Source organism: Tamlana sp. s12, assembly GCF_016767215.1.
Lineage (GTDB): Bacteria > Bacteroidota > Bacteroidia > Flavobacteriales > Flavobacteriaceae > Pseudotamlana > Pseudotamlana agarivorans.
Genome location: NZ_CP068547.1, coordinates 1,985,050 through 2,009,012, shown reverse-complemented (window position 1 = coordinate 2,009,012; position 23,963 = coordinate 1,985,050). Strand labels below are relative to the sequence as shown.

Annotated in this window: 21 protein-coding genes; 4 read left to right on the top strand and 17 right to left on the bottom strand. The window is 35.9% G+C overall.

The features are described from left to right. Window positions 1-57: 57 nt before the first annotated feature. The 3 genes from deoC (JJL45_RS08790) (at window position 58) to deoD (ending at window position 2,327) form a co-directional block, all read left to right on the top strand. A complete protein-coding gene (gene deoC / locus JJL45_RS08790; protein ID WP_068602846.1) occupies window positions 58-819 on the top strand; it encodes a deoxyribose-phosphate aldolase in 762 nt (253 codons plus the stop codon). A gap of 132 nt (window positions 820-951) precedes the next feature. Further along, on the top strand, window positions 952-1,617 hold the full coding sequence (deoC, locus tag JJL45_RS08785) for a deoxyribose-phosphate aldolase (RefSeq protein WP_068602847.1): 666 nt from the start codon (window positions 952-954) through the stop codon (window positions 1,615-1,617). Between the two features lie 11 nt (window positions 1,618-1,628). Beyond that, window positions 1,629-2,327, top strand: coding sequence for a purine-nucleoside phosphorylase (deoD, locus tag JJL45_RS08780; protein WP_068602848.1), 699 nt, complete (start codon window positions 1,629-1,631; stop codon window positions 2,325-2,327). 95 nt (window positions 2,328-2,422) lie between these two features. On the opposite strand, the gene JJL45_RS08775 is transcribed toward deoD, so the two are convergent. The 7 genes from JJL45_RS08775 to JJL45_RS08745 all read right to left on the bottom strand — a co-directional run bounded on the left by JJL45_RS08775 (window position 2,423) and on the right by JJL45_RS08745 (window position 12,211). Continuing rightward, a complete protein-coding gene (locus tag JJL45_RS08775) occupies window positions 2,423-3,991 on the bottom strand; it encodes a RagB/SusD family nutrient uptake outer membrane protein (RefSeq protein ID WP_082935899.1) in 1,569 nt (522 codons plus the stop codon). A gap of 20 nt (window positions 3,992-4,011) precedes the next feature. Next, a complete protein-coding gene (locus tag JJL45_RS08770) occupies window positions 4,012-7,068 on the bottom strand; it encodes a SusC/RagA family TonB-linked outer membrane protein (RefSeq protein WP_068602849.1) in 3,057 nt (1,018 codons plus the stop codon). A 453-nt stretch (window positions 7,069-7,521) separates the two neighbouring features. Further along, on the bottom strand, window positions 7,522-8,364 hold the full coding sequence (locus JJL45_RS08765) for a biotin-dependent carboxyltransferase family protein (RefSeq protein ID WP_068602850.1): 843 nt from the start codon (window positions 8,362-8,364) through the stop codon (window positions 7,522-7,524). Continuing rightward, window positions 8,357-9,085, bottom strand: coding sequence for a 5-oxoprolinase subunit PxpB (gene pxpB / locus JJL45_RS08760; RefSeq protein ID WP_068602851.1), 729 nt, complete (start codon window positions 9,083-9,085; stop codon window positions 8,357-8,359). Before pxpB ends, JJL45_RS08765 begins: the two co-directional genes overlap by 8 nt. Window positions 9,086-9,087: 2 nt before the next feature. Beyond that, the gene (pxpA, locus tag JJL45_RS08755; RefSeq protein ID WP_068602852.1) at window positions 9,088-9,825 is read right to left on the bottom strand and encodes a 5-oxoprolinase subunit PxpA; all 738 of its coding nucleotides are present in this window, start codon (window positions 9,823-9,825) and stop codon (window positions 9,088-9,090) included. 2 nt (window positions 9,826-9,827) lie between these two features. Next, on the bottom strand, window positions 9,828-11,057 hold the full coding sequence (locus tag JJL45_RS08750) for an Nramp family divalent metal transporter (RefSeq protein ID WP_068602853.1): 1,230 nt from the start codon (window positions 11,055-11,057) through the stop codon (window positions 9,828-9,830). Between the two features lie 32 nt (window positions 11,058-11,089). Further along, the gene (locus JJL45_RS08745) at window positions 11,090-12,211 is read right to left on the bottom strand and encodes a DUF2891 domain-containing protein (RefSeq protein WP_068602854.1); all 1,122 of its coding nucleotides are present in this window, start codon (window positions 12,209-12,211) and stop codon (window positions 11,090-11,092) included. Between the two features lie 213 nt (window positions 12,212-12,424). Here JJL45_RS08745 and JJL45_RS08740 point away from each other — a divergent pair, with 213 nt between their 5' ends. Next, a complete protein-coding gene (locus tag JJL45_RS08740) occupies window positions 12,425-12,991 on the top strand; it encodes a DUF5004 domain-containing protein (RefSeq protein WP_068602855.1) in 567 nt (188 codons plus the stop codon). A 127-nt stretch (window positions 12,992-13,118) separates the two neighbouring features. On the opposite strand, the gene JJL45_RS08735 is transcribed toward JJL45_RS08740, so the two are convergent. The 10 genes from JJL45_RS08735 to JJL45_RS08690 form a co-directional block, all read right to left on the bottom strand. Further along, window positions 13,119-14,654 carry a YifB family Mg chelatase-like AAA ATPase gene (locus JJL45_RS08735; RefSeq protein ID WP_068602856.1) on the bottom strand — a complete coding sequence of 512 codons (1,536 nt, stop codon included), beginning with the start codon at window positions 14,652-14,654 and terminating at the stop codon, window positions 13,119-13,121. A 98-nt stretch (window positions 14,655-14,752) separates the two neighbouring features. Beyond that, window positions 14,753-16,027, bottom strand: coding sequence for an alginate export family protein (locus JJL45_RS08730; protein ID WP_068602857.1), 1,275 nt, complete (start codon window positions 16,025-16,027; stop codon window positions 14,753-14,755). 150 nt (window positions 16,028-16,177) lie between these two features. Further along, window positions 16,178-17,011: an ABC transporter ATP-binding protein gene (locus JJL45_RS08725; RefSeq protein ID WP_067150866.1), complete on the bottom strand. Its 834-nt coding sequence runs from the start codon at window positions 17,009-17,011 to the stop codon at window positions 16,178-16,180. Window positions 17,012-17,019: 8 nt separating this feature from the next. Continuing rightward, window positions 17,020-17,868 (bottom strand): ABC transporter ATP-binding protein, encoded by an 849-nt coding sequence (locus JJL45_RS08720; RefSeq protein WP_068602858.1) that lies wholly within the window; start codon window positions 17,866-17,868, stop codon window positions 17,020-17,022. An 87-nt stretch (window positions 17,869-17,955) separates the two neighbouring features. Then, the gene (locus tag JJL45_RS08715) at window positions 17,956-19,062 is read right to left on the bottom strand and encodes an ABC transporter permease (protein ID WP_067150796.1); all 1,107 of its coding nucleotides are present in this window, start codon (window positions 19,060-19,062) and stop codon (window positions 17,956-17,958) included. 27 nt (window positions 19,063-19,089) lie between these two features. Further along, window positions 19,090-20,484, bottom strand: a complete 1,395-nt coding sequence (locus tag JJL45_RS08710) for a CmpA/NrtA family ABC transporter substrate-binding protein (protein ID WP_068602859.1) — start codon at window positions 20,482-20,484, stop codon at window positions 19,090-19,092. Between the two features lie 320 nt (window positions 20,485-20,804). Beyond that, window positions 20,805-21,512, bottom strand: coding sequence for a cytochrome c3 family protein (locus JJL45_RS08705; RefSeq protein WP_068602860.1), 708 nt, complete (start codon window positions 21,510-21,512; stop codon window positions 20,805-20,807). A gap of 20 nt (window positions 21,513-21,532) precedes the next feature. Next, window positions 21,533-22,561, bottom strand: a complete 1,029-nt coding sequence (locus tag JJL45_RS08700) for a ferredoxin--NADP reductase (RefSeq protein ID WP_068602861.1) — start codon at window positions 22,559-22,561, stop codon at window positions 21,533-21,535. Window positions 22,562-22,568: 7 nt separating this feature from the next. Beyond that, window positions 22,569-23,021: a hypothetical protein gene (locus JJL45_RS08695; RefSeq protein ID WP_242521379.1), complete on the bottom strand. Its 453-nt coding sequence runs from the start codon at window positions 23,019-23,021 to the stop codon at window positions 22,569-22,571. 115 nt (window positions 23,022-23,136) lie between these two features. After that, entirely contained in the window at window positions 23,137-23,946 is an 810-nt protein-coding gene (locus JJL45_RS08690; RefSeq protein ID WP_068602863.1) for a DUF3365 domain-containing protein, read from the bottom strand. Between the last annotated feature and the right edge of the window lie 17 nt (window positions 23,947-23,963).

The window sequence follows — 23,963 nt, the reverse complement described above, 5'->3', positions numbered from 1 at the left end:
ACTAAAACTTTAATGTTTTAATGAAAAACTCACAGTAAAAACCTAATTATCAGCTTCATGAACATTTCACCTTACCTGGATTACACCCTCCTAGAATCGACAAGTACAGAACGTGAAATTATCGACTTATGCAATAAAGCAAGAGAAAACAATTGTTTTAGCATTTGTGTAAACGGTTCGTACGTATCATTGGCGAAACAATTTCTACAGGATACAGAAATTAAAGTAACTACTGTTGTTGGTTTTCCGATGGGTTGTGCTACGACTAAATCTAAAATCTACGAGGCAAAACAAGCCATTTTAGATGGTGCTGAAGAAATAGGCATGGTTGTAAACTTAGGTTATGTGAAGAGTAAAAATTATGTTTCGGTATTAAAAGATATTAGCGACGTAAAAATGGCTATTGGTAATATTCCACTTAAAGTCATAATAGAGATTTCTGAATTAAACAAAAATGAGATTGTTAGAATTAGTGAAATTTGCATCGATGCTAAAGCCGATTTTATAGAAACATCTACGGGGTTTACAAAAAGTGGAGCCACACTTACAGCCATAAAAATCATTAAAAAAACTATTAAAGATGCGGCTCAAATTAAAGCTTCAGGTGACATTCTTGATTTTGATTCAGCTGTTAAATTTCTTGAAGTTGGTGCTGATCGTCTTGGGGTAACTCCCGCATTTAAAGGCTTAAACAATAACAGTCGGCAACAAAGAAATAGTAAAATCTACAAACAATACTTAGAATCTGCTGCTAAAAAGTCTGAGTCTACGAATTCCGAATCCTTAAAGGAATCTACCACAACTCACAGCAAATTTTAGCATAAATCTACTAAACAGGTACATTCTATTTAACAGTAAAACAAGGTTAAATAGAAAAATGTTAATACCTTTATAACTGGTACGGCTACCTAATACCCTTACGTAGCATACACCGTTATAAAAAATTAACGCATGAATCCATTTAGTCCATACATTGATCACACCCTATTAAAAGCAACGGCTACAAAAAATGACATTATAACGCTTTGTGAAGAAGCCAAACAATATCATTTTTTCTCGGTTTGTGTAAACAGCAGTTTTGTTTCACTTGCCAAAAAAACTTTAGAAAAGTCGAAGGTTAAAGTTTGTTCGGTGGTAGGTTTCCCTTTAGGCGCCATGAGTACAGAAGCGAAAGTTGCCGAAACACAGAACGCTTTAAAAGATGGTGCCGATGAAATTGATATGGTTATCCATATCGGCTTATTAAAAAGCAAAGACTATCAAGCCGTAGAGCAGGATATTGCAGCCATTAAAAGCATCATGCCCAACAAAATTTTAAAAGTCATTTTAGAAACTTGTTATTTAGATGATTCTGAAATTTTAAAAGCTAGTGAGATTGCTATTAAAGCAGGAGCCGACTTTATAAAAACATCTACAGGTTTTGGTACACGTGGTGCAAGCACCAATGATATTAAAATTATGAAAAGTGCCTGTACTACGAATACTAAAATCAAGGCTTCAGGAGGCATTCGAGCTGCCGAATCCGCCTTACACTATATCAATCTAGGTGTAAAACGATTAGGTACTTCATCAGGAATTGCCATTGTAAACGGTACCACTTCAAATTCTAATTATTAAAAAATACATGTATGAGTGTTCATATTGAAGCCGAAAAAGGAGACATCGCAGAAACCATATTACTACCTGGCGACCCTTTACGCGCCAAATGGATTGCAGAAACTTTTCTAGAAAACCCCGTTTGTTTTAACAAAGTAAGAAACATGTTTGGCTATACAGGAACCTTTAAAGGAAAACGCATTTCTGTTATGGGAACTGGCATGGGCATCCCCTCTATTTCTATTTATGCACACGAACTTATTACGGAATATGATGTAAAAAATTTAATTCGAGTAGGTAGTGCTGGCTCCTATCAGGAAAATGTGAAAATTAGAGATATTGTTTTAGCCATGGCTGCCTCATCGAATTCAGGCTTAAACGAAATACGTTTTAACGGTGCTGATTATGCGCCAACCGCAAATTTCGACTTATTTAAGAAAGCATTAAAAGCTGCTGAAGCGCAGAACATCCCAGTAAAAGCAGGGAATATTTTTAGTTCTGATGAATTTTATGCCGACGATTTTAAATCTTATAAGAAATGGTCCAAATTCGGAGTACTTTGTGTAGAAATGGAAACTGCGGGACTATATACGGTTGCTGCAAAGCACCGTGTCAATGCCCTATCTATATTAACTATTTCTGATTCCTTAGTAACTGGCGAGCGCACCACAAGTGCAGAACGTGAAACGACTTTTAAAGATATGATTGACATTGCTTTAGAACTTGCATAAACCAAAATGTTTGATTTAAAATAAGGGTATAAAAAAAGACCGATCTAGATGTTAGATCGGTCTTTTTTACAAAGAGATATTATAAAAACTAAAACTTAGAAATCAGCATTCTTTAAGTTTGAATTTCTTTGAATTTCATCTTGTGGAATTGGGGTATCATAATCTACTGAAGAATTCCAATCAGGTTTAGCACCTTCTAAACCAGTAGGTCCAAAAACAACATCACCTAATTTTCTTCTTTTGATATCATACCATCTTTTACCTTCAAAAGCAAGTTCAATACGACGCTCTTCGATAACATCAGCAACTGTTACTGTTCCAGATAAATCTGCAGGTACGGCACTGGCAGGAACTGTTTCTGCAACATATCCACCATTAGTAGAAGCACCACCTTTACGAGCTCTTGCTCTAACTTCATTAATGTACATTAAAGCAGCAGCATTATCTCCAGTTTCAACAGCACATTCAGCTGCGATTAATAATACTTCAGCATAACGAATCATAGAATAGTTATGACTAGTTGCTCTTTTATTACCACGAGCGTAAGGTCCTGGGAAACGCGTGTATTTTGCAATATACGGCATGTTACCCGCATGCTCATGACCACTAATATCAAACTGAGTATAATCAACTGTAGTACCTCCAATAGTAACTTCTGTTTGGAAACTCACACGAGTTCTATAATCTTGAGGATCAAAAGAATCATAAACAGCCATTACTGGTACAGCAACCGACCAACCTTGATCGTCGTCATCACTTCTAATACCTGTCATTGGCGCAGTTTGATCGTAAGCATTATCATCAGCTTCTACATTGTTATAATCTAATGCGAAAATAGGCTCTGGAGAAGTATCGATATCATTTGCATTAAATAACGTTTGGAAATTATCATCTAATGAATATACACCACTGTTGATTACTTTTTTAGCATAGTTGTAAGCTGTAGTAAAATCTGCTGAACTACCACCAGCTAAATCTGTAGTTGCTCTTGTTAAATACACTAAAGCTAAGTAAGAACTAGCAGCACCTTTTGTAGGAATAGCAGCTGCACCTTGAGGAACACTGTGACTTACAGGCAACCATTGTTCAGCATATTCTAAATCAGATATAATATGAGAATAAATATCCGACACTGAAGAACAAGAAATTGTACTAGCAACTTCCACATCTTCGATAGGCGCATCAATATAAGGAACAGATCCAAATAAACGCACTAAGTGGAAATAGTAAAATGCACGTGCAAAATAAGCCTGAGCTACTACTGGGTTCTTAATATCAGCAGGATCATTAACAGCTTCTGCTCCAGCAATCGCATTATTAGCTGCCGCGATTCCTTTATAGATTCTATACCATGGATCGTAAACCATTTCATTATCGCCAGTAATAGAGTGCATATCCATCTCTACCCTGTGCTGTTGCGCAGATTGTAAATTAACCATATCTGAGCGTAACAATAAGGAGATAGAAAGTTTTCTTCCCCAAATCTCCTCATTAATCGCATGTGTTAACGCACCATTAACAGCTGTTTGAATATCTTGAGTCGTTGAAAAGAACCCATCCGGAGATAACAATCCTACTGGCTCTTCTTCTAAATCAGAGCATCCTACCATTGGTAGACCTACTACCAACAATAACAATATTAATATATATTTATTTTTTTTCATGTTGTCTATTTTTTTTATTCTTAAAATGTTAAGTTAAGACCGAAAGTAAACGATCTCACGGTTGGATAAGATCCAAAATCGAAACCTCTAGTCGTGTTACTTGCTAAGTTGTTACCGTTAGCACCACCTTGTGCACCAAAATAACTTACTTCTGGATCTAACCCTGAGTAGTTAGTAAACGTTAATAAGTTTTGACCACTTACAGATAATCTTAATCTTTCTACACCAATGTTATCTAAAACTTTAGTTGGGAAGTTATACCCAAGTGATAAGTTTTTCAATCTAACATAACTACCATCCTCTACAAAACGAGATGACATTTCTCTAGAACTGTTATTTCCAACTCGTGGTTCGTTAGAACCTGTGTTTGTAGATGACCAAGCGTTGTTATAATAATCATAAGTCGTGTTAGAATCACCATTATTAAGTTGTACTTGAGTCATGTTAAAGATTTCACCTCCTTGAGATCCTTGGAAGAATACGTTTAAGTCCCAGTTTTTAAGTGAAAGGTTGTTTGTGAAACCCCAAGTGAAATCTGGGTTTGGATTACCAATGATATCTCTATCACCAGTCGAGAAATCACCACTACCATCGTGATCTACGAATAAAGGATCACCAGCTTGAGCACCAGCAATAGCAACAGTACCATCTGGTAAAGTTCCACCCTGGTAAACACCAGCATATTCATAACCCCAGAAAAGACCAACTTCCTCACCTTCACGTAAAATGTAAGTGTTGTTTACACTGAAATAACTTGGCGCACCGTTACCAAAAATATCAAGACCTTTATTTAATCTTGTTACTGTGTTTTTGTTTTTAGAGAATACAAAATCAGATGTCCAGCTGAAGTTATCTTTAACAATATTTCTTGTTGTTAAGAATACCTCTACCCCTGTGTTGTTAATTTCTCCAACATTCTTTAAGATTTGGTCATTTCCAAAACCTAAGTATTGAGGCATACCACTATCAGCCATAATAAGATCTTTAGTGTCGATGTTATAGTAATCAACAGAAAGACTTACTCTGTTATTAAATAAACCTAAATCAAGACCAAAGTTTGATTGGATAGACGTTTCCCATTTTAAGTCTGGGTTAGCAGGTTGGAAAGGCGTAATTGCAGAAACTGTACTTCCACCACTTGATGCATATAAAATTTCAGAAAGTGCTAAAGATTGGTAAGGTGAAATTGAAGGATTTCCTGTAGCACCATAACTCGCTCTAAATTTCAAGTTAGAAATAGTATTACTATCCTTTAAGAAGTTTTCGTTAGAGATTTTCCATCCAATAGCTCCTGAAGGGAATGTTGCATATTTTTCATTTTTAGCAAAGTTTGAAGCACCATCACGTCTTACTGTAGCTGTAAATAAATATTTATCGTTTAAATCGTAGTTAATTCTACCAAATACCGATTGAATTTCTCTTTCATTCTTGTAAATATCACCAACAGTTGGTTGGATTAAGTTTCTAGCAGAGTATAAACCGTAATATGAGAAAGAATCAGAAAGCGTACCAGTTCCTTCATTATAGGTAGCGTTATTTTGATTATTTTGATAAGAGTAACCTCCTAATAATGTTAACGTTCCTTTTCCAATTTCTTTGTTGTAAGTTAAGTAGTTTTCACTTAAAACAGAGGTGCTCTTAGTTTGGTCAATAATTGCTCTACCGTCTAATCCATTACCAGCAGTTACAGTTAAAGTTCTTGGCATATAGATCCCTCTAAATTGATTTCTAGAGCTCATACCAAATGTAGTTTTGAAAGTTAAACCTTCAATAATTTCATACTCAGCAAAAATGTTTGCTCTAAAAGTTTCAATTTCAGTATCGTCATCTCTTTGAGTTGCAACCGCATATGGGTTATCTACTTCATCACCAATTTTATCATTGGTTGAAAAAGAACCATCGCTGTTATACACACCTTTGTCTGGAGCAAAACGCATTGCTAATGTAACAACGTCATCACCTCCTACAGTTACCGAACCGTTAGATTGTGTAGTTACACCAGTTTTTTGGCTAATACCACCTGTTAAGTTTACACCTAACTTTAATTTATCAGTAACTTGAGCATCTACATTAGTTAAGAAAGTAATTCTTTCGTAACCTGAATTTACTAAAATACCATCTTGGTTATAATAAGTACCTGAAGCATAAAATTGTGCTTTATCTGTACCACCTGAAAAAGACAACTGGTGGTTAGCAGTTCCACCTGTTCTGTAAATCATATCTTGCCAATCAGTATCATAAGCATCTTGTACATATGCGTTAGTGTTACCTTGATTTACTCTAATTTGATTTTGGTAATCAGCAAAATCATCAGCATTTAATAAATCTAAACGGTTAGATGTATTTTGTACAGAATACGTAGAGTTTAATTCTACACTTAGTCTACCACTCTTACCTTTTTTAGTGGTAATCATGATTACACCATTCGCACCTTGTGAACCGTAAATTGCTGTTGCAGAAGCATCTTTTAATACTTCCATTGAAGCGATGTCTCCAGCTTGAGGCATGTTAGCCCCTACGAATCCATCTACAACGATAAGTGGATTACTACTAGCATTAATAGAAGTGTTACCTCTAATTTTAATACTGATAGGCGCACCTGGCTCACCACCATTGTTAGTTTGTACATCAACACCTGCTGCACGACCTTGTAAGGCTTGTGAAGCATCTAATACAGGAAACGCTGTTAATTCTTCAGATTTTACAGAAGAAACCGCTCCTGTAATATCACTCTTTTTACGAGCACCATATCCTACAACTACAACTTCATCAAGTTGACTAGTGTCTTCAGCCATTACAACACTAATGGTTTTTTGACCTGTAATTTTAACACTTTGCGAAACATATCCAATATAAGAAAATTGAAGTACATCCCCTGGCTTCACCTCTAATTGAAACCCTCCATCAAAATCTGTTGCTGTTCCTGTTGTTGTTTTAGCAATGATAACATTGATACCAGGAATGGGTGTGTTGTTCTCATCTGTTACAGTACCGGACACCTGGTATCCGTCCTGCGCAAACAATGATATATTAAATATCATCATTAACATTAAAGCTAGTTTAGTTTTTAAATTCATTTGTTAATTTTTTTTGTTAATAAATACTTAGTTATGGTAAACCAATCTGGTTTTTTAAATTGGTGCACCAATTTGGCGATGCTAATATATGTTATTATTATGTTAAAATCACAATGAATTTTAAAGAAATCTAAAAATCAACTCGAAAAAATCTAGATATAACAATAAATTGAAGACATTTTTCCCATCACGACAGTTCCTTTAATACATTCATGGTTAGGGAATAGCTTATTACCCGAACTAAGAATAACTAAATTGTTAATCTTACTTTAAAAAATTGTTAAATTTTAAATTGTAACTTTTTTATTACAGGACTAATAAAACCAAAGGAAAGTTGACAAAAAGATGATATTTAAGTGGCAGAGATTAAGCGTGTTTTTAGACAGCAGTCCTATACCATGTAGCATGAAGTGCTACGCAATTCCCACATGGTAATCCCAAAACACGTCCTTACTATAAAGCAAAGACTATAATTTGACTAGCATATTTTTGTGCAAGGCAATTAAGACTTTCTTGATTCAACTGTAACACTCTAGGATAGCCGCCTGTAGTTTGGCAGTCTCTCATTAAAATAATTAAATTGCCAGAAGGTGTTAATTGCACCGTACCCGGTAAAACAGGCCCTGTTATTATGGGCTCTAAAGTGTTTACTATAGGTTCCTCCAACTGGTAGGCCATTCGGTTATTATTTTTAGATATAGTAAATGGTTTTCCTATTAGTAGTTTCTGTTGTGCTTCAGACAATAAATCAAATTCTGGCCCTTTGAAAACGCCTAGTTGACTTTGAAGAAAATCATCTTTACTTATTTTTAAACGTGCATTTTTAGGATAACTTTGATCTGATTGAGGTTCAATAGCCAGCAAATCGTCGTCTTGAATCACATGGCTATGAGTAACGCCCTGATACATACTTCGGCTACGCATAACCACATCGGTTTTAAAGCCGCCTTTAACCGCCAAATACGTTCTTATTCCGCCAATTGCTGATGAAAAACTTAATACATCGGCAGCTTTTACCGCTATCATTTTATAATTAGGAATACGCGTACCATTTAATTTAGCACGCATATCGGCTCCCGAAATACAAATAAAGGTGTCGCATTGAAATTCTAGTTTAGCACCAAGCATGGTCATTTCCAAAACTGCAGAGTCTTCGGCATTTACGAGAATCGTATTAGCGAATAGCATAGCTTGTTTATCCATAGCTCCAGAATACGGCACTCCATATTTCTGAAACCCATAACGACCCAGATCTTGAATACTAGAATACAATCCGCTATTTAAAACCTTAATCAATGGTCACCTCACTTTCTATTTGATACACGCCAGCATCAACCAATACTTTTATATCATTAAACTCTTTTAAATTCACAGCATAAAACTGAATACGATCACCGGGTGATGCAAAACAAGGGGGATTTAACTTTTTATCAAAAAAAGGAATGGGAGATTTCCCAATGATATTCCAACCTCCAGGACTTTCGGATGGATACACACCTGTTTGGTTTCCGCCAATGGCAACAGCACCTTTTTCTATTGCCAATCTAGGCGTCGATTTTCTTGGCATACTTAGGGTATCGTCCAAACCGCCCAAATATAAAAATCCGGGTAAAAACCCAATAAAATAAACGGTATAAATGACTTGCGTGTGGCGTTTAATGATTTCTGATTTCGTTATGTTTTTTACTTCTGATAGGTGCTCTAAATCTAAAGCAAAACAATCTTCATAACAAACAGGAATTCGCCAAAGCTGTGACGTTCTTTGTTCTTCGTTTTCAGCTGAAGTATAAATGTTCTTTAAAACTTCTATTTTTTTCTGAAAATTAACGGGTGTATAAAATAGTATCAACAAGGATTGATAAGCTGTTCGCACCTCAGCAATATCGGTATCATCAGCAATTCCAATTTTTGATTTAAAACCTAACACATCTTCCAGAATAGACTCTGAAATTTGATTTGGCCATTCCACCAAAATCCCTTGTTCACCAAAGGGTTTGTACGAAAGCTTAAAACTCATTTTTAAATAATTTGAATGCCTTTAGCGTTTAACTGCTTTGTTAGGTTAGAAATTAAATGATAGGCTTCAGGGTTATCGCCATGCACACAAAAAGTATCCGCTTTAATAGATTGAAAATCGCCAGTAATGGTTTTTACTTTTTCAGTGGAAATCATATTAAAAACATGATCAACCATGGTATCAGAATCACTTATCAAAGCCTTTGAATCGCTTCTAGAAACCAATGTTAAATCGGCATTATAATTACGATCTGCAAAGGCCTCGTACATAATTGGAATTCGGTTTTCAATAGCCAATTTAGCGATTACCGAATTATAAGGCACATACAAATGTACTCGTAACATCAAACATTTCATAACTTCAATGATCACTTGAGCAATTTTTTCATCTACAGCAGCTAAATTATACAAAGCGCCATGAGGCTTCACATGATGAAGGTGCAGATGTTCGGCCTCTAAAATTCGAATTAAATCTTTTATTTGATTTTTAATAGAGGTGTACAGGGCTACACTAGGCATGTCTATAGCTTTTCTTCCAAAATGATCTTTATCAGGAAAACTGGGGTGTGCCCCTATTTTAACACCGTGTTTTTTTGCTAATCGAGACACTATAGTCATGGTTTCAATATCACCAGCATGACCACCACAAGCAATGTTACAAGAGGAAATGAAAGGCATGAGCTCGGCTTCGTTGCCAAGGCCTTCGCCAACATCGGCATTAAGATCTATACGGGTTTGCATGATTAAAAAATATTTAAATCGAACACCTTATTTAAGGTAGCAACAGACAACAAGATACTAATAATTAAAACAATAGCACCTAATACATTTTGTTTAAAACTGTTTTTATGTTCGCCTAATACGGCAGATTTATTCATTACCCAAATTAAAAACCCTGCAATTATAGGTAATAAAACACCATTAGTAACCTGAGCAAATTTTATAATCTCAATGGATTTTATGCCTAACGAAGAAAACAGAACCCCTAAAATAATAATGCTCCCCCATACACTTTTAAATTTTATGGTGCGCATATCGCTTTTCCAGCCCAAACAACCACTCATCACAAAGGCAGCGGCTAATGGGGCCGTAATGGCACTTGTAATTCCAGCGGCAAACAAGCCTATGGCTAAAAAGTATTTAGCAAAACACCCAAACAAAGGCTCTAAACCTTTTGCTAAATCTACAGCACTGTGTACCTCAGTCGCTTGAATGGATGCTGCCGAAATCATGATACACATAGATACCATTCCGCCTAAAACTACAGCTACAATGGTATCCTTTCTGGCATATTTTAAATCGGTAGGTTTTTGCCACTTCTCCTTAACCAATGAGGCGTGCAAAAATAAGTTATAGGGCACCACCGTAGTTCCTATTAAAGCGATAACCGTGAGTAAATTTTCTTTTGAAATATTTGGAATGAAGGCACCTTTAAAAACTTCGCCTAGATTTGGTTTTGTAATAACGGCTGTAAGCAGAAAAGCCAAACTCATTAAAGTTACCAAAGCCACTAAAACCCGTTCAAGAATTTTATAATTGCCCATGTACAATAACGAAAAAGCAATGACTCCAATTAAAACACTTAAACCATTTAAAGAGAAACCTCCTATAGCCAAACTTTTTTTACCGATAATAGCCTCTAAACCCAAAACGCCACCACTTATATTTCCGGCTTCGTAGGCGGCATTCCCAATAACGATGGCCGAGAGTATTAAAAGTAAAGCCAATACTTTTATTACAGGATGTTTTATTTCATCGCGAATAATTTCCGACAACCCTTTTTGAGAAATAATACCTAATCTAGCCGACATTTCCTGTAAAACAATAGTTGCCAAAATAGACAAAACCATAGCCCACAATAAGGAAAAACCAAATCCTACACCAGCTAATGTGCATACAGTCACGGTACCAGGGCCAATAAACGCAGCTGCTACCAAAGGACCTGGGCCAATATTTTTAAACCAGTTTTTCAAATGGATGTTTGGGTGTTAACTATTTTATTGGTTTAATTGTTAGAAACAGCGTTTAGGGAATAAATAGCAAAACTTCCTAACCAATGTCCGCCCTCATAACTATCTTCAAAAATACTAGGTAAAGAATAATTGATGCTTTGGTTGGCTATATTTTTAAGATGATTAAACTCTGGTAAGTCTTCAGCAATTTTATAAAAATTCCATGCTCTCGAAAAATTCACCCCATCTAGATGTACCAAATGACCATCGGTTCTATCAGACACTTTTCCGGGTTCTAAATTGTAGTTTTTATTTTTAAGTTCTGGCAGAAATTTATCTATCCACACTAAAAATTCATCTTTAGACAGTAAACGTTTCATTAACGCTGCTTCTTCAAGACATGGTGATAAAAAATCACTTCCGCTAGGCTCCCAGCTCATCGGACAATTTTCATCATTCATATAAAACGATTTAGCACGTTCGGCGATGGCTGATTTAAGCACTTCGTGGTTTACTGCTTCGGCATAATCGTATGCAAAAGATAATCCAAATGCTGTATTAGGATGCGTTCCTACACGTAAAGGATAGTTTAATTTTGGTAAAAACTCGATATATTTATCAGCTATCAAATCGGTTAAGGGCTGTAAGTTAGCTTCTAGGGTTCTTGCCGTCTCATCATCCCAAGTATGTAATGTTTCAGCTAATTTTAACAACCAAGCCCAACCATAAGTACGCTCGTAACTTTTATTATGCTTTCCATGAAAGTAAGCCACTTCAGCTTTTATATTTTCCTTAGATATGTTGTTTAGCAAACGCTGCTTAATTTGATCGGCGTCTTCTAGATCAGGAAAGTTTTTTAATAAACTTACCAAACTCCAATGACCATGAACTGCCGAATGCCAATCAAAACAACCATAAAATGCGGGATGCAAAACATGAGGCGCTTTTAAATCCTTATCAGCCCCAAGGGTTTGAGACAATCGGTTAGGATATTCAATATTAATACAGTGTAAAGGCAACTCAGCCAATTTATTTGCATGAGAAAGGTCTAATTTTGGAACTTCTGCAATAGCAACTTCTGGTAGCGTGGTTGTAGCGATCACTTCCTCTTTCTTTTTTGAGGATTGGCATCCCAAAAATATAGCCATAGCCAGTAAAGTATATAAATATTTCATAAGCGTAAAAAAGTTTAAAAGCCGAAACTATTAAATTAAAACATATTATTAAAGAAATAATATAGGTTTTCAATGAATTACTCTAAAAAATTTACACTTTTAATACTCTAAAGCTAAAATAGTTACATTTTTTATTCGTTTTTTTTGATTTTTTCACGCAACTAATCATAAAATCTCACATCTCTTAATCAAACAAATTAAAAACCCAAAATCATGAAAAAATCAATTTTAGCAGTAAAAAGTATCGTATCTCTATGTTTAATAAGTGGCTTAATTTTTAGTTGCGATAACAACGACGATAATGATATGGTATGTCAAGAAGAAATAACAGGAGATTTAACAGAACATGAAACAGCATTTGCTGGTGAATGGATTCTAAAAAGCATTGTTGCAGATGAAGAAATTGATTTAACTGATGATGATACCGACAACCCAAGCACAGATATTTTCGCTCAATATGATGAATGTCAACAAGACGCTGTTCATGATTTCCAATCGGATAGAGCTTACATATTCGAAGTAGGTTTAAATGCAGCAGATTGTGATGACCAACAAAAAGTTGAAGGCACTTGGAAATTAAGTGACGAAAATATGTTAACTATCCTTTCTAATTGTGTAGAATCGCGTACAGCTCTTGAACTTAATGAAGAAAACACAGAGTTTACTGTAGAAAACACTGTAGTTTTTACCGATGTTAACGACGAGGAGATGACTCTAAAAATCACAACTACCTATGCAAAATCTGCAGGGGAAGATGTAGAGGAAGAAGAAGCTGAGTAAGACCAGTTATTTTTTTTGATAATACAATACACTTAGGAAGGCAAAATGGGTTTATCTCACAAACCCATAACTAAAGCGACTGCCTAACAGCTGAAGTTATATTCACTGTTAGGCAGTCGCTTTTTTATTAGCCCAGCCAACCTTCGCGATCTAAACTTCTATATTGAATAGCCTCACTAATATGAGTACCATTAATACTATCTGAACCTTCTAAGTCGGCAATAGTTCTGGATACTTTTAAAATACGATCGTAGGCTCTTGCTGAAAGATTTAATCGGTCCATGGCCGTTTTTAGTAATTCCTTTGAAGCCCCGTCTAACCCACAGTATTTCCTAATTTGTTTGCTATTCATTTGGGCATTATAATGCACAGTTTCAGATTCTGAAAAACGCTGAGTTTGAATCACTCGAGCCTCTGTTACTCGTTTTCTAATCTCTACAGACGTTTCACTTTTGCGTTCATCAGATAGCTTTTCAAAAGGTACTGGGGTTACTTCGATATGAATATCAATACGATCTAATAAAGGTCCTGAAACCTTACTTAAATACCTTTGCATTTCGGCAGGACTCGAAGTGACAGGTGCATTGGGATCGTTAAAATAACCTCCAGGACTTGGGTTCATACTGGCTACCAACATAAATGAAGACGGATAAGTTACCGTAAATTTTGCTCGTGAAATGGTAACCTCTCGATCTTCCAACGGTTGACGCATCACTTCTAAAACTTCACGTTTAAATTCTGGGAGTTCATCTAGAAATAAGACCCCGTTATGCGATAATGAAATCTCTCCAGGTTGTGGGTAACTTCCGCCGCCGACCAAGGCGACGTTTGATATCGTGTGATGTGGGCTCCTAAAGGGCCGTTGCGCCATTAACCCTGTGTCTTTCACCCGACCAACCACCGAATGAATTTTAGTAGTTTCCAAAGCTTCATGAAGCGTCATTGGAGGCAATATGCTTGGCAAACGTTTAGCCAACATGGTTTTTCCCGCACCCGGAGGGCCGATTAAAATGATGTTGTGACCTCCTGCAGCCGCAATTTCCATGCAACGCTTGATACTTTCTTGACCCTTTACATCACTAAAATCGAATTCTGGAAACTCTAACCTTTTATTGAACTCTTCACGGGTATTAATAATGGTTTGTTCTAGCGGTTCGCCTTCATCAAAGAAATTGATAACTTGTTTGATATTATCTACGCCATAAACCTCTAAATTATCAACTATAGCAGCCTCCTTAGCATTAGAACTAGGTAAAATAAACCCTTTAAAACCTTCTTCACGAGCCTTAACCGCAATAGGAAGTGCACCTTTTATAGGGTGAATACTGCCATCTAAAGACAATTCCCCCATAATCAAATACTGCTCTAAGTTTTCGGCTTTAATTTGATTTGAAGCGCTTAAAATACCTATGGCTAAAGTTAAATCGTAAGCGCTACCCTCTTTCCGCAAATCGGCAGGTGCCATATTTATGGTTATTTTTTTTCCGGGGATTTTATAACCATTATTTTGAAGCGCCGCAGCAATACGGAAATTACTTTCTTTAATGGCGTTGTCGGGTAGTCCTACCAAATGATAACCGATACCACCATCAACATTCACTTCAACAGTAATGGTTGAAGCCTCAACGCCAAACACGGCGCTCGCAAATACTTTTTTAAGCATAATTAAAAATTAACAGCTCAAATGTAAGAAAAGTATTTCTATAAATACAGAAAATCCCGCCAAAGCGGGATTTCGATCATTAAATAATTTGTTATGGTTTAGTTTAAAAACTTAGGTTTAAAAACTAACATCGCCCAAGCCCAGTTTTGAACCTTAGCCGCATCAGCTTCTGGAACTTTCTTTAATTCATACATACCATCGGCCGCGAACATTTGCGAGTACCCTACTTTTAAAGCATAACCTTTAAATGCTTTAGAAAACACTAAATCAACCTCAGTTCCAAGTGATTTTTCACCACTAGGTAAAGCTTGCTCTCCATGGAAATTTAAAACTTTTACCAAAAGACTAGAGCTCTCGTTAAATGTAAAATTAGCACTTGCGTGAACATCTATCAAACCAACAGTATTCGCATGGTTCCCTACGTAGAAGTAATCCATAAAACCGTTGAATTTATGATTGGTTCCATATAAAGGAAAGAAGGCACCAGTTTCTTCAGTACTGCTTTTATCATCACCACTAATAATTTCTGCTCCAACACCTAACTTAATTTTATCTGAGGCTTTAAATCCGAAATCTAAACTAGATAAGAAACCGCCTTTTACATCTTGATATCCCGCTCCGTAAATCGCTTCTCCTGTTTGTAGATATAGATTTGCTGCAAGAGAAAAAGCCTTTTTACCATATTTTAAATGCACACCCATAGTTTGTAAGTTAGCGATATCATTTAGACCAATAGCATCATTTTGGAAACCATTGTTCATTAATAATAAACTTCCTGAAAAAGCACCCCATTTCTGACTTAAATGCGCCATATACATGGTTTTATAAGAGAAAAATCCAGAAGTATTATACTCATTCCCTACGGATTGAAAACCTGTTGGATCTGAATAATCTTGATTAAAAGCTAAAGCCACATCTACAGCAAAATCATTTTTCTTGTACTTAATTAATCCTGCATCATGGTTACGACCTTGTTGCGCCCAATCTAATCCTCCTAGAATACGTTGATCATCGTAAGACAAAACTTGACGACCTAATTTGGTAGACCAGCCTTCACCCAATTTAATTTCTGCCCAAGCTTGAAAGATGGAAAATGAATTATTAGCATCTTCTGGTTTGATTTGTCGGTTTTCTCCCCAAACAAAAACATCTTGGAGACTAACAAATACTTTGTAATGATCTGTTTTATAGCCTGCATTTAACCTTACTCTGGTAGAAATTCCGTATCCTGGCTCTACATTTTCTGGAATTAAAGATCCGAATCCATGACGGTATTCTGTACGGGGTCTCAATTCGCCATCTAATGAAAATTGTGCTTGTGCCCACTGTATAGATGCTAAAAATAGCGCCAAAATTAAGTATTGTTTTCTCATGTGTTTGTTTTTAAGTTTGATTTGATTTTTGGTTTTTTATTTGTTAACTAACTTAAACTTATGCAGTTTAAAGATACTAAAACACAGCGATTGAAACAATCGCTATATTTTAGATTTGATAATTTGTATTGAAAATTTAGAAGTATTTTATTAATGCTCTAAGAAATCGATTAAATGCTTTCGGTATGTGTAATAATCGTCGTGCTCAAGTACCGATTTTCTAGTACGAGGTCTTTCGAAATCGATATTTAAAACATCCCCAATTTTAGCTTTAGGTCCGCTGGTCATCATCACGACACGATCGGCAAGAAAAATAGCCTCATCCACATCATGGGTAATCATAACCGCCGTAATTTTTTCTTTATTCCAGATTTCAATGAGAATATCTTGAAGTTCACCACGTGTTAAAGAATCTAACATCCCGAAAGGCTCATCTAGTAAAAGCACTTTAGGCTTAATAGCGAAAGCTCTGGCAATACCAACACGTTGTTGCATCCCTTGCGATAAATCACTTGCTTTTTTATGAAAAGCATCTTCTAAGCCTACTTTCTGTAAATAGTATTTCGCAATATCGTGACGTTGGGCTTTGGTAGCATGAGGAAAAACTTGATCTACTCCTAAAAGTACATTTTGAAGGGCCGTCATCCAAGGCATTAAACTAGGCGCTTGAAAAATCACACCGCGATCTGGTCCTGGTCCTGTAATATGCTTTCCTAAAACTGAAATATGGCCGCCAGAAATAGGATTCAATCCTGCAATCATCGACAACATGGTTGTTTTTCCGCAACCTGAATGCCCAATAATGGTAACAAATTCTTCCTTTTTAATTTGAAGATTTAAATCCTCCAACACCACATAATCTCCTTTAGGTGTTGGGTAAACTTTCTTTAAGTTTTTTAAATCTAACATCACTTCAGATGAAGGAAAAACTTCAGCTTCTGTAATCACTCTTTTTGGCGTATTTTCTATAATATTTGTAGTCATATCTCTCATTAATTAAAGCGTCCAACAAAACTTTTTGGTTCTAATTCTGGTAATACAATAGCTTCTTGAGCTTCTGCTTTACGATCGTTTCCAATCTCCATTAAGTACTCGATAATCGCATTTCTAGTTTCCTTAAAATTGGCATTATCATTCATCTCGGTTTTATCACGAGGACGCTCTATATCAATTTTAAATTCTGGCCCTAGAGTGGCTTTTGGACCTGGTTTAAGCGGAATAATACGATCGGCCATGTAAATACCTTCATCCACATCGTTGGTAATTAATAAGGCAGTACGTTTATCTTTTCCCCAGATATTTAAAATTTCATCTTGAAGATTTCCACGTGTTAAGGCATCTAAAGCACCAAGAGGTTCATCCATAATAATCATTTCTGGTTTCATCGATAAGGCTCTGGCTACGGCAACACGCTGACGCATACCACCAGATAATTCACCAGGACGTTTATTAATCGCATGTGATAACCCCACCATGTCAACATAATCTTTTACGATTTCATTTAGCTCTACTTTTGTTTTCTTCGGAAAAGCTTCCTTAACGGCCATGTAAATATTTTGTCCTACGGTTAACCATGGCAATAGCGAGTAATTTTGAAAAATCACACCACGTTCATGACTGGTTCCTACGACAGGCTCGCCTTTAAATAAAACCTCACCGCTTGTTGGCTGAATAAGTCCGTTTATTAAATTTACTAACGTTGTTTTTCCACTTCCTGTAAACCCTACGATGGCTACAAACTCGCCTTCTTCAATAGTTAAGTTGATGTTTGAAAGCACTTCGGTTTCTGCGTCGCCTTGACCGTAAGATTTGTATATATTATTTAATTCTAAGTATGCCATTTTCTTTATGTGTTTATTTGCTGATTCGTTTATTTGTTGAATTGTTTAACAGTTACACGATAAACAATTCAACGATTCCACATCCCTTTAAATAGCTTCCGATTTATTGAATGACACCCAGTTTTGAATGGTTAACATGATGCGGTCTAATAAGAATCCGATGATTCCGATAACAAACATGGCTACAATAATTTTTGAATTTGAATCGTTTGCTCCATTTTGAAATTCTTCCCAAACAAATAATCCTAAACCTGGACTCTGTGCTAATAATTCGATTGCAATTAATACCATCCAAGCTACAGATAATGTAATTTTAAGTCCGGTGAAAATTAGTGGTAAAGACGATGGTAAAATCACCTTAAACACCTTTTGTACAGGTCCTAATTTCAATACTTTGGCAACATTGATATAATCTTTATCTACCGATGCCACACCCATTGCTGTGTTTACTAAAGTGGCCCACATCGAGCAAAATCCTACACTTATGAATGAGATGATGAACGAACTATCTTCGGTTGAATCGATTAAAATCGTTTTTACAATCATAAACACTAATAAGTACCACACTACTGGAGACACAGGTTTAAAAATTTGAATAAACCAGTTGAAAGCACTTTTTAATGTTGGACTTAATCCGATTAGAATTCCGATTGGAATCGCAATAAATAACGCTAATAAGAACCCTGCGAATACCGTTTTTAAACTCATTACAATTTGATCGATAAATGATGGTCTACCCGTATAGGTAATGGGGTCTTTTCCTGCAGCAATACGCTTTTCGTTTAAAGCCGCTGTTTTTTCAATAAATGCCGCTTTATCAGCTCTAATAATTTGGTGATCTCTTAACAACGATTGGTAAGAATCCCATACTTGACCAGGCGATGGTAAAGTGTTTGGCTGACAACTAACATCGCCTGAGGCAATACAGGCTTTCATCGCTTCGGCAGCTTCTGGACCTTGGTCGGTTAAAGCCGTTTGAATTTTATATTCGGCTTCACGGTTGTAAAGCGCCTCTGCACCCAACTGCCACAGTCCAATAAATAATAGAATAGAAGCAAGAGGTACGACAACTTTACGTAAGAAGTTGATAAAATCTTCCTTCTCTAGTTTTCCTGTAAATAAATCTTTTAAGGTTGTTAAAAAACCGAATCCCATGAATTTGGATACTTTTTCTAATGTTATACTTTGCTTCATAATTCTAAAATTTTAATGTCTAACTAATTACTGTACTGCTTTATCTTTATTTCCTATTGAGAAACTGTTGATATATGAAATTGGATCTTTACCATCATATACTTTTCCGTCTATAAAATCTGTTGTTGCTGGTTTGTAACCATCGGTAGTTGGGATATCTCCTGCTGGAATATGACCTTCTTCTACTAAAAGTTTTGCTGCTTTATTCCAAACATCTGGTCTGTAAATATCTTTAATGGTTTCAGAATACCAATCTGCTGACTTCGCTTCAGGAATTTGTCCCCAACGACGCATTTGAGTTAAGAACCATACACCATCTGAGTAGAATGGATAGGTGGCGTTATACTTGTAGAATACATTAAAGTCTGGCATCTCACGCTTATCTCCTTTTTCAAATTCGAAAGTACCTGTCATAGAGTTTGCGATTACGGCTTCATCGGCTCCTACGTATTGAGACATTGATAAGATTTTTACAGCTTCAGCTCTATTGCTTGGCTCATCTAACCATTTTCCTGCTCTAATTAAGGCTTTAGTAACAGCGATAGCTGTATTTGGGTTTTCTTCGATGAACTTCTCAGTCATTACAAACACTTTCTCAGGATTGTTTTTCCAGATATCATAGTTAGTAACTACTGGCACTCCAATACCTTTAAAAACCGCTTGCTGGTTCCATGGTTCACCTACACAGTATCCGTAAATGGTTCCTGCTTCTAAAGTTGCTGGCATTTGTGGCGGAGGCGTTACAGAAAGTAAAACTTCAGCATCAATTTGTCCTTGTACGTTATCGGCTGTGTACATACCAGGGTTAATTCCTGCTGCTGCTAACCAATATCTAATTTCATAGTTATGTGTTGATACCGGGAATACCATACCCATTTTAAAAGGCTTTCCAGAGTTTTTATATTCGTTAATCACTGGTTTTAAAGCATCTGCTTTAATAGGATGTACTGGCTTACCATCTGAATCGGTAGGTACATTTGGCTTCATTTTAGACCAAACATCGTTTGAAACTGTGATCCCGTTTCCATTTAAATCCATTGAAAAGGTAGTTACTAATTTCGCTTGTCTTCCAAATCCTGCACCAGCTGCAATTGGCTGTCCTGCTAACATGTGCGAACCATCTAATTGTCCGTCAATTACACGGTCTAAAACATTTTTCCAGTTTGATTGTGCTTCAACAGACACAAATAAACCTTCATCCTCGAAAAAACCTTTTTCCTTAGCAATCGCTAAAGGTGCCATATCTGTTAATTTGATAAAACCAAAAGTTAATTGTGGCTTTTCAATATCTAATGTTTTTGTTTTTGAAGTTTCAGCAACAACGTTTTCGGCAATCGTTTGCTTCTTCTCTTTATTACCACAAGAAAACAGTAAAACTGCTACTGGTAAGATTAATGTTGATTTTTTGAATAATGATTTCATCTGTGTTTGATTTTGATTAAACTAAGTATTAATACTTATACACGACAAATATATAAGTAGTCTACGTGACAGATCATGTGATTACACATGTACAATCCTCTTTTTTAACAGTAATAAACCTGCCAAAACACATAAAGCAATCATAAAAACTTGATTAACAGCGAAATAAACTCTTAAGTATACAAAAAAAGCATTACTTAAATTACTAAGTAATGCTTCTAATTTTCTTGATAAATACGTAGTTTTTTAAATTAAGTACTTAAAACCTACTATAATTATAGCATGAACACCTATAAATACGTAGAAAAATTTTCATGATATTATTTTTCTAAAGATTCTAGCCAAGCTTCCTGAGAGAGTGCTTTGTACTTTTTATTATCACCATAAGGATCTGCTCCTCCATCAAAATACTGTTGAATTTGTTTTAAAGGAATGGTATCCGACATTTTTTCTGGAACATCGTAACGGTGATTACCATGAAAATCATGACATTGAATACAGGTGAACCAATCTTTTTTAGCAATAATAGCTTTGTGAGAGATATCTAGAGGATCGTTTTCAACTTCCAATTCTTGATGACAATTTTTACAATAATCGATCGAGGCTACCGAAACGCGCTCTTCTTGGTGTTCGGTATGACAGGTTATACAAGTGGTAGCATTTATTTCTTTAACAGCATCTTTAAATCGAGGCTCCTTAAAACGGTGTGTAGGATGCCTATCGTTTGCCCGATCATGACATTGAATACAATTATCTACTGTTACATCTTGGGTTCCGAAATCGACACCATCTTCCCGAGCTCCAACAGCATGCGATATGTTTGATTGTATTTGCTGAAGGAGATTCCCCCTAGCATCGGCATGACAAGCAAAACATGATAATTCCTGATGCCCCGTATTCATCGGTCCTATAGACACATAATGCTCAGTTGAATCTAAGGTTAAAACATAAAACATCACAGCCCCCAGAACCACACCTATAACACTTCCTATAACTTGTCTTTTTCGCAACGGACTTACTTTAAACATGTCATTTGTTTTTTTGATAATTAAAATTCGATCATAACTTCTTCACTTGCAGGGTAACTCACGCAGGTTAAAATTTGACCTTGAGAGACCTCTTCATCAGATAATAGATGTCCCTCGGTCATGGTTATTTCTCCCGAAACACACTGGGCTTTACAAGTGGAACACATACCGGAACGGCAAGAATAGGGAATCACAATATTTTCAGACATGGCTTGTTGTAATATCGATTGATCCCCCCTAGCCTTAAATTGTTTTATATCGCCATTAATTTTTAAAGTGACGTCACTAACTAGATTCTTACCAGTAACTTTAACAGGTGCTGCCTTAAAAACTTCAATTTTTATTTGTTCTCTTGTGACGCCTTGATTTTTTAATAGCTCTTTAGCTTTTTCCATATAACCTGAAGGGCCACAAATCATATACACATGGTCGGCAAAATCTAGTTGGTGTTTAGCGAATATTTTGATTAACAAGCCTGCATTGATTAAACCTGAATGGTAATTTTCTTTTGACTCATCAACAGAAGACAAAATATGCTCAACTTTAAAATGATCTGAATGACTAACTTCTAGGGCTTTAATTTCTTCATGAAAAATAATGGACTCCGTGTTTTGGTTGGCATACACCAATAATATTTTAGACTGTTTTTCTTCAGATAAAATAGATTTCACTATTGAAAACATGGGCGTAATACCACTACCACCAGCGAACAATACATATTGGTTTCGTTCATGCACCTGAGGTTCAACCAAAAATGACCCCGCAGGATCATCAACCACCAACTTGTCTCCAACTCTTAAATAATCGTGTACAAAATTGGAAACCAAACCATTTTCAACTCTTTTGATGGTTATTTTTAAATCTTTATCGGTATAAGGATTACTACTAAAGGAGTAAGCCCGTTTATGAACCGTTTTATCAATAGGTACATGAATAGTTAGAAATTGTCCTGGTTTATACTTTAACTTTTTAAAGAAATTTCCGTTTTTAAAACACAGACTTACGGCATCATTGGTTTCTTTAATAATATCTTTTATAAGTAATTTCATATCTAGTTTATTTATAATAGAATACCATCGTGATATGAAATACCATGATTATGGTAACTATTATGGATAATGCTACGTGAACAATCATCCAACTTTTAAACAATAAATCGCTATTATTTTTTATAACATCTAAATTGAAATATCCAATGAGTGTATTTGTGAAAAATATATATGATAACATGAGCAAATATCCATAACCAAAAGTCATACTGTGTATGTAAAATATTAAAGGGCTGATGGCTCCAATCCATTTATGCATGCTTTGTGTTGTCATGGCGTGCTTTCGAAGTTTTTTAATAACCCTAGTGAAAGTTAAAAGCCATTGGAATGCGATAAACAAAGCCAACACAAGACCCGACCAACGTTTGAATAACTCTTGTTGCTGAAGCTCAAACAACCATGCCCACTGCAAATTCAAAAAATATTGCAAGAGGTAGGCACATAATAGTATCAATCCCACTAGCGTGGATTTATTAATGACGACCATAAATATTTAGATGATTTTTTTATTAAATATGCGATAGGTTCTTCCCTTTAATCCATAAAAAAAGGACAGTCAATTAAGGATTTACGCCCTATTTCGACACCATTAAATGCTTCATAGTTTCATAGGAAGACAGCTTTTTAACACTATCTAAAAACACTTCAGCAGATGGCAGATACTTGCCGTCTTCAGGCCATTTGTCTCCGATTTCTGGTTTCTCGCTGGTTTTAAAATCTTCAACTTCATCTAAGTATGCCATATAAATATCTACAGTACCTTTAGCATAAGCATTTAAAACAGCAACCGTCTCTTTATAGGTTAACGAGTCTTTAGGATACTGCCAAGTGGTTGCCCCCATAACATCGCCTAATTTCCAATCGGTTTTTGTGGTTTGAGGATGTTTATTGTGGCAAGTTACACAAGCATCGGCACTCGCTAAATCGGCAAACATAGCGGTATGCAGCTTTTGTTCTTCATCATAAAAAAATTCTGGTTTCTGATCCTTTTTTATTTTCTGAAATAAATCGGCTTGCTTGCCTTCAAATTTATTAGCAGCATTTACTGGGAAATCCGAACCTAAATACAAGCCTAGTGGCACAGGACCTTTTCTAATACTTGAGGCCACACCTCTTAAAAACAGGGCTGGTAGCGGCCCTGCTTCTACATCATCCTTACGCCAGTCTTCATCAAACTTCATACCTTGAAGTTTTCCTGTACCAACAATAGCTTTGGTATACAAGGTTCGGGTAACATCGTTTTCTTTGGATACCATTTCTAAAACCTCATCAACAGCAAAGACTTTTTCTTCGCCAGCAGACTCCGATTTTTCCTCTGGAACACCTCCACAAGACACGATTAACACTGAAAAACATATAATTATATAGGTAGTTATTACTTTCATAAGCTTTAAGATTTGTT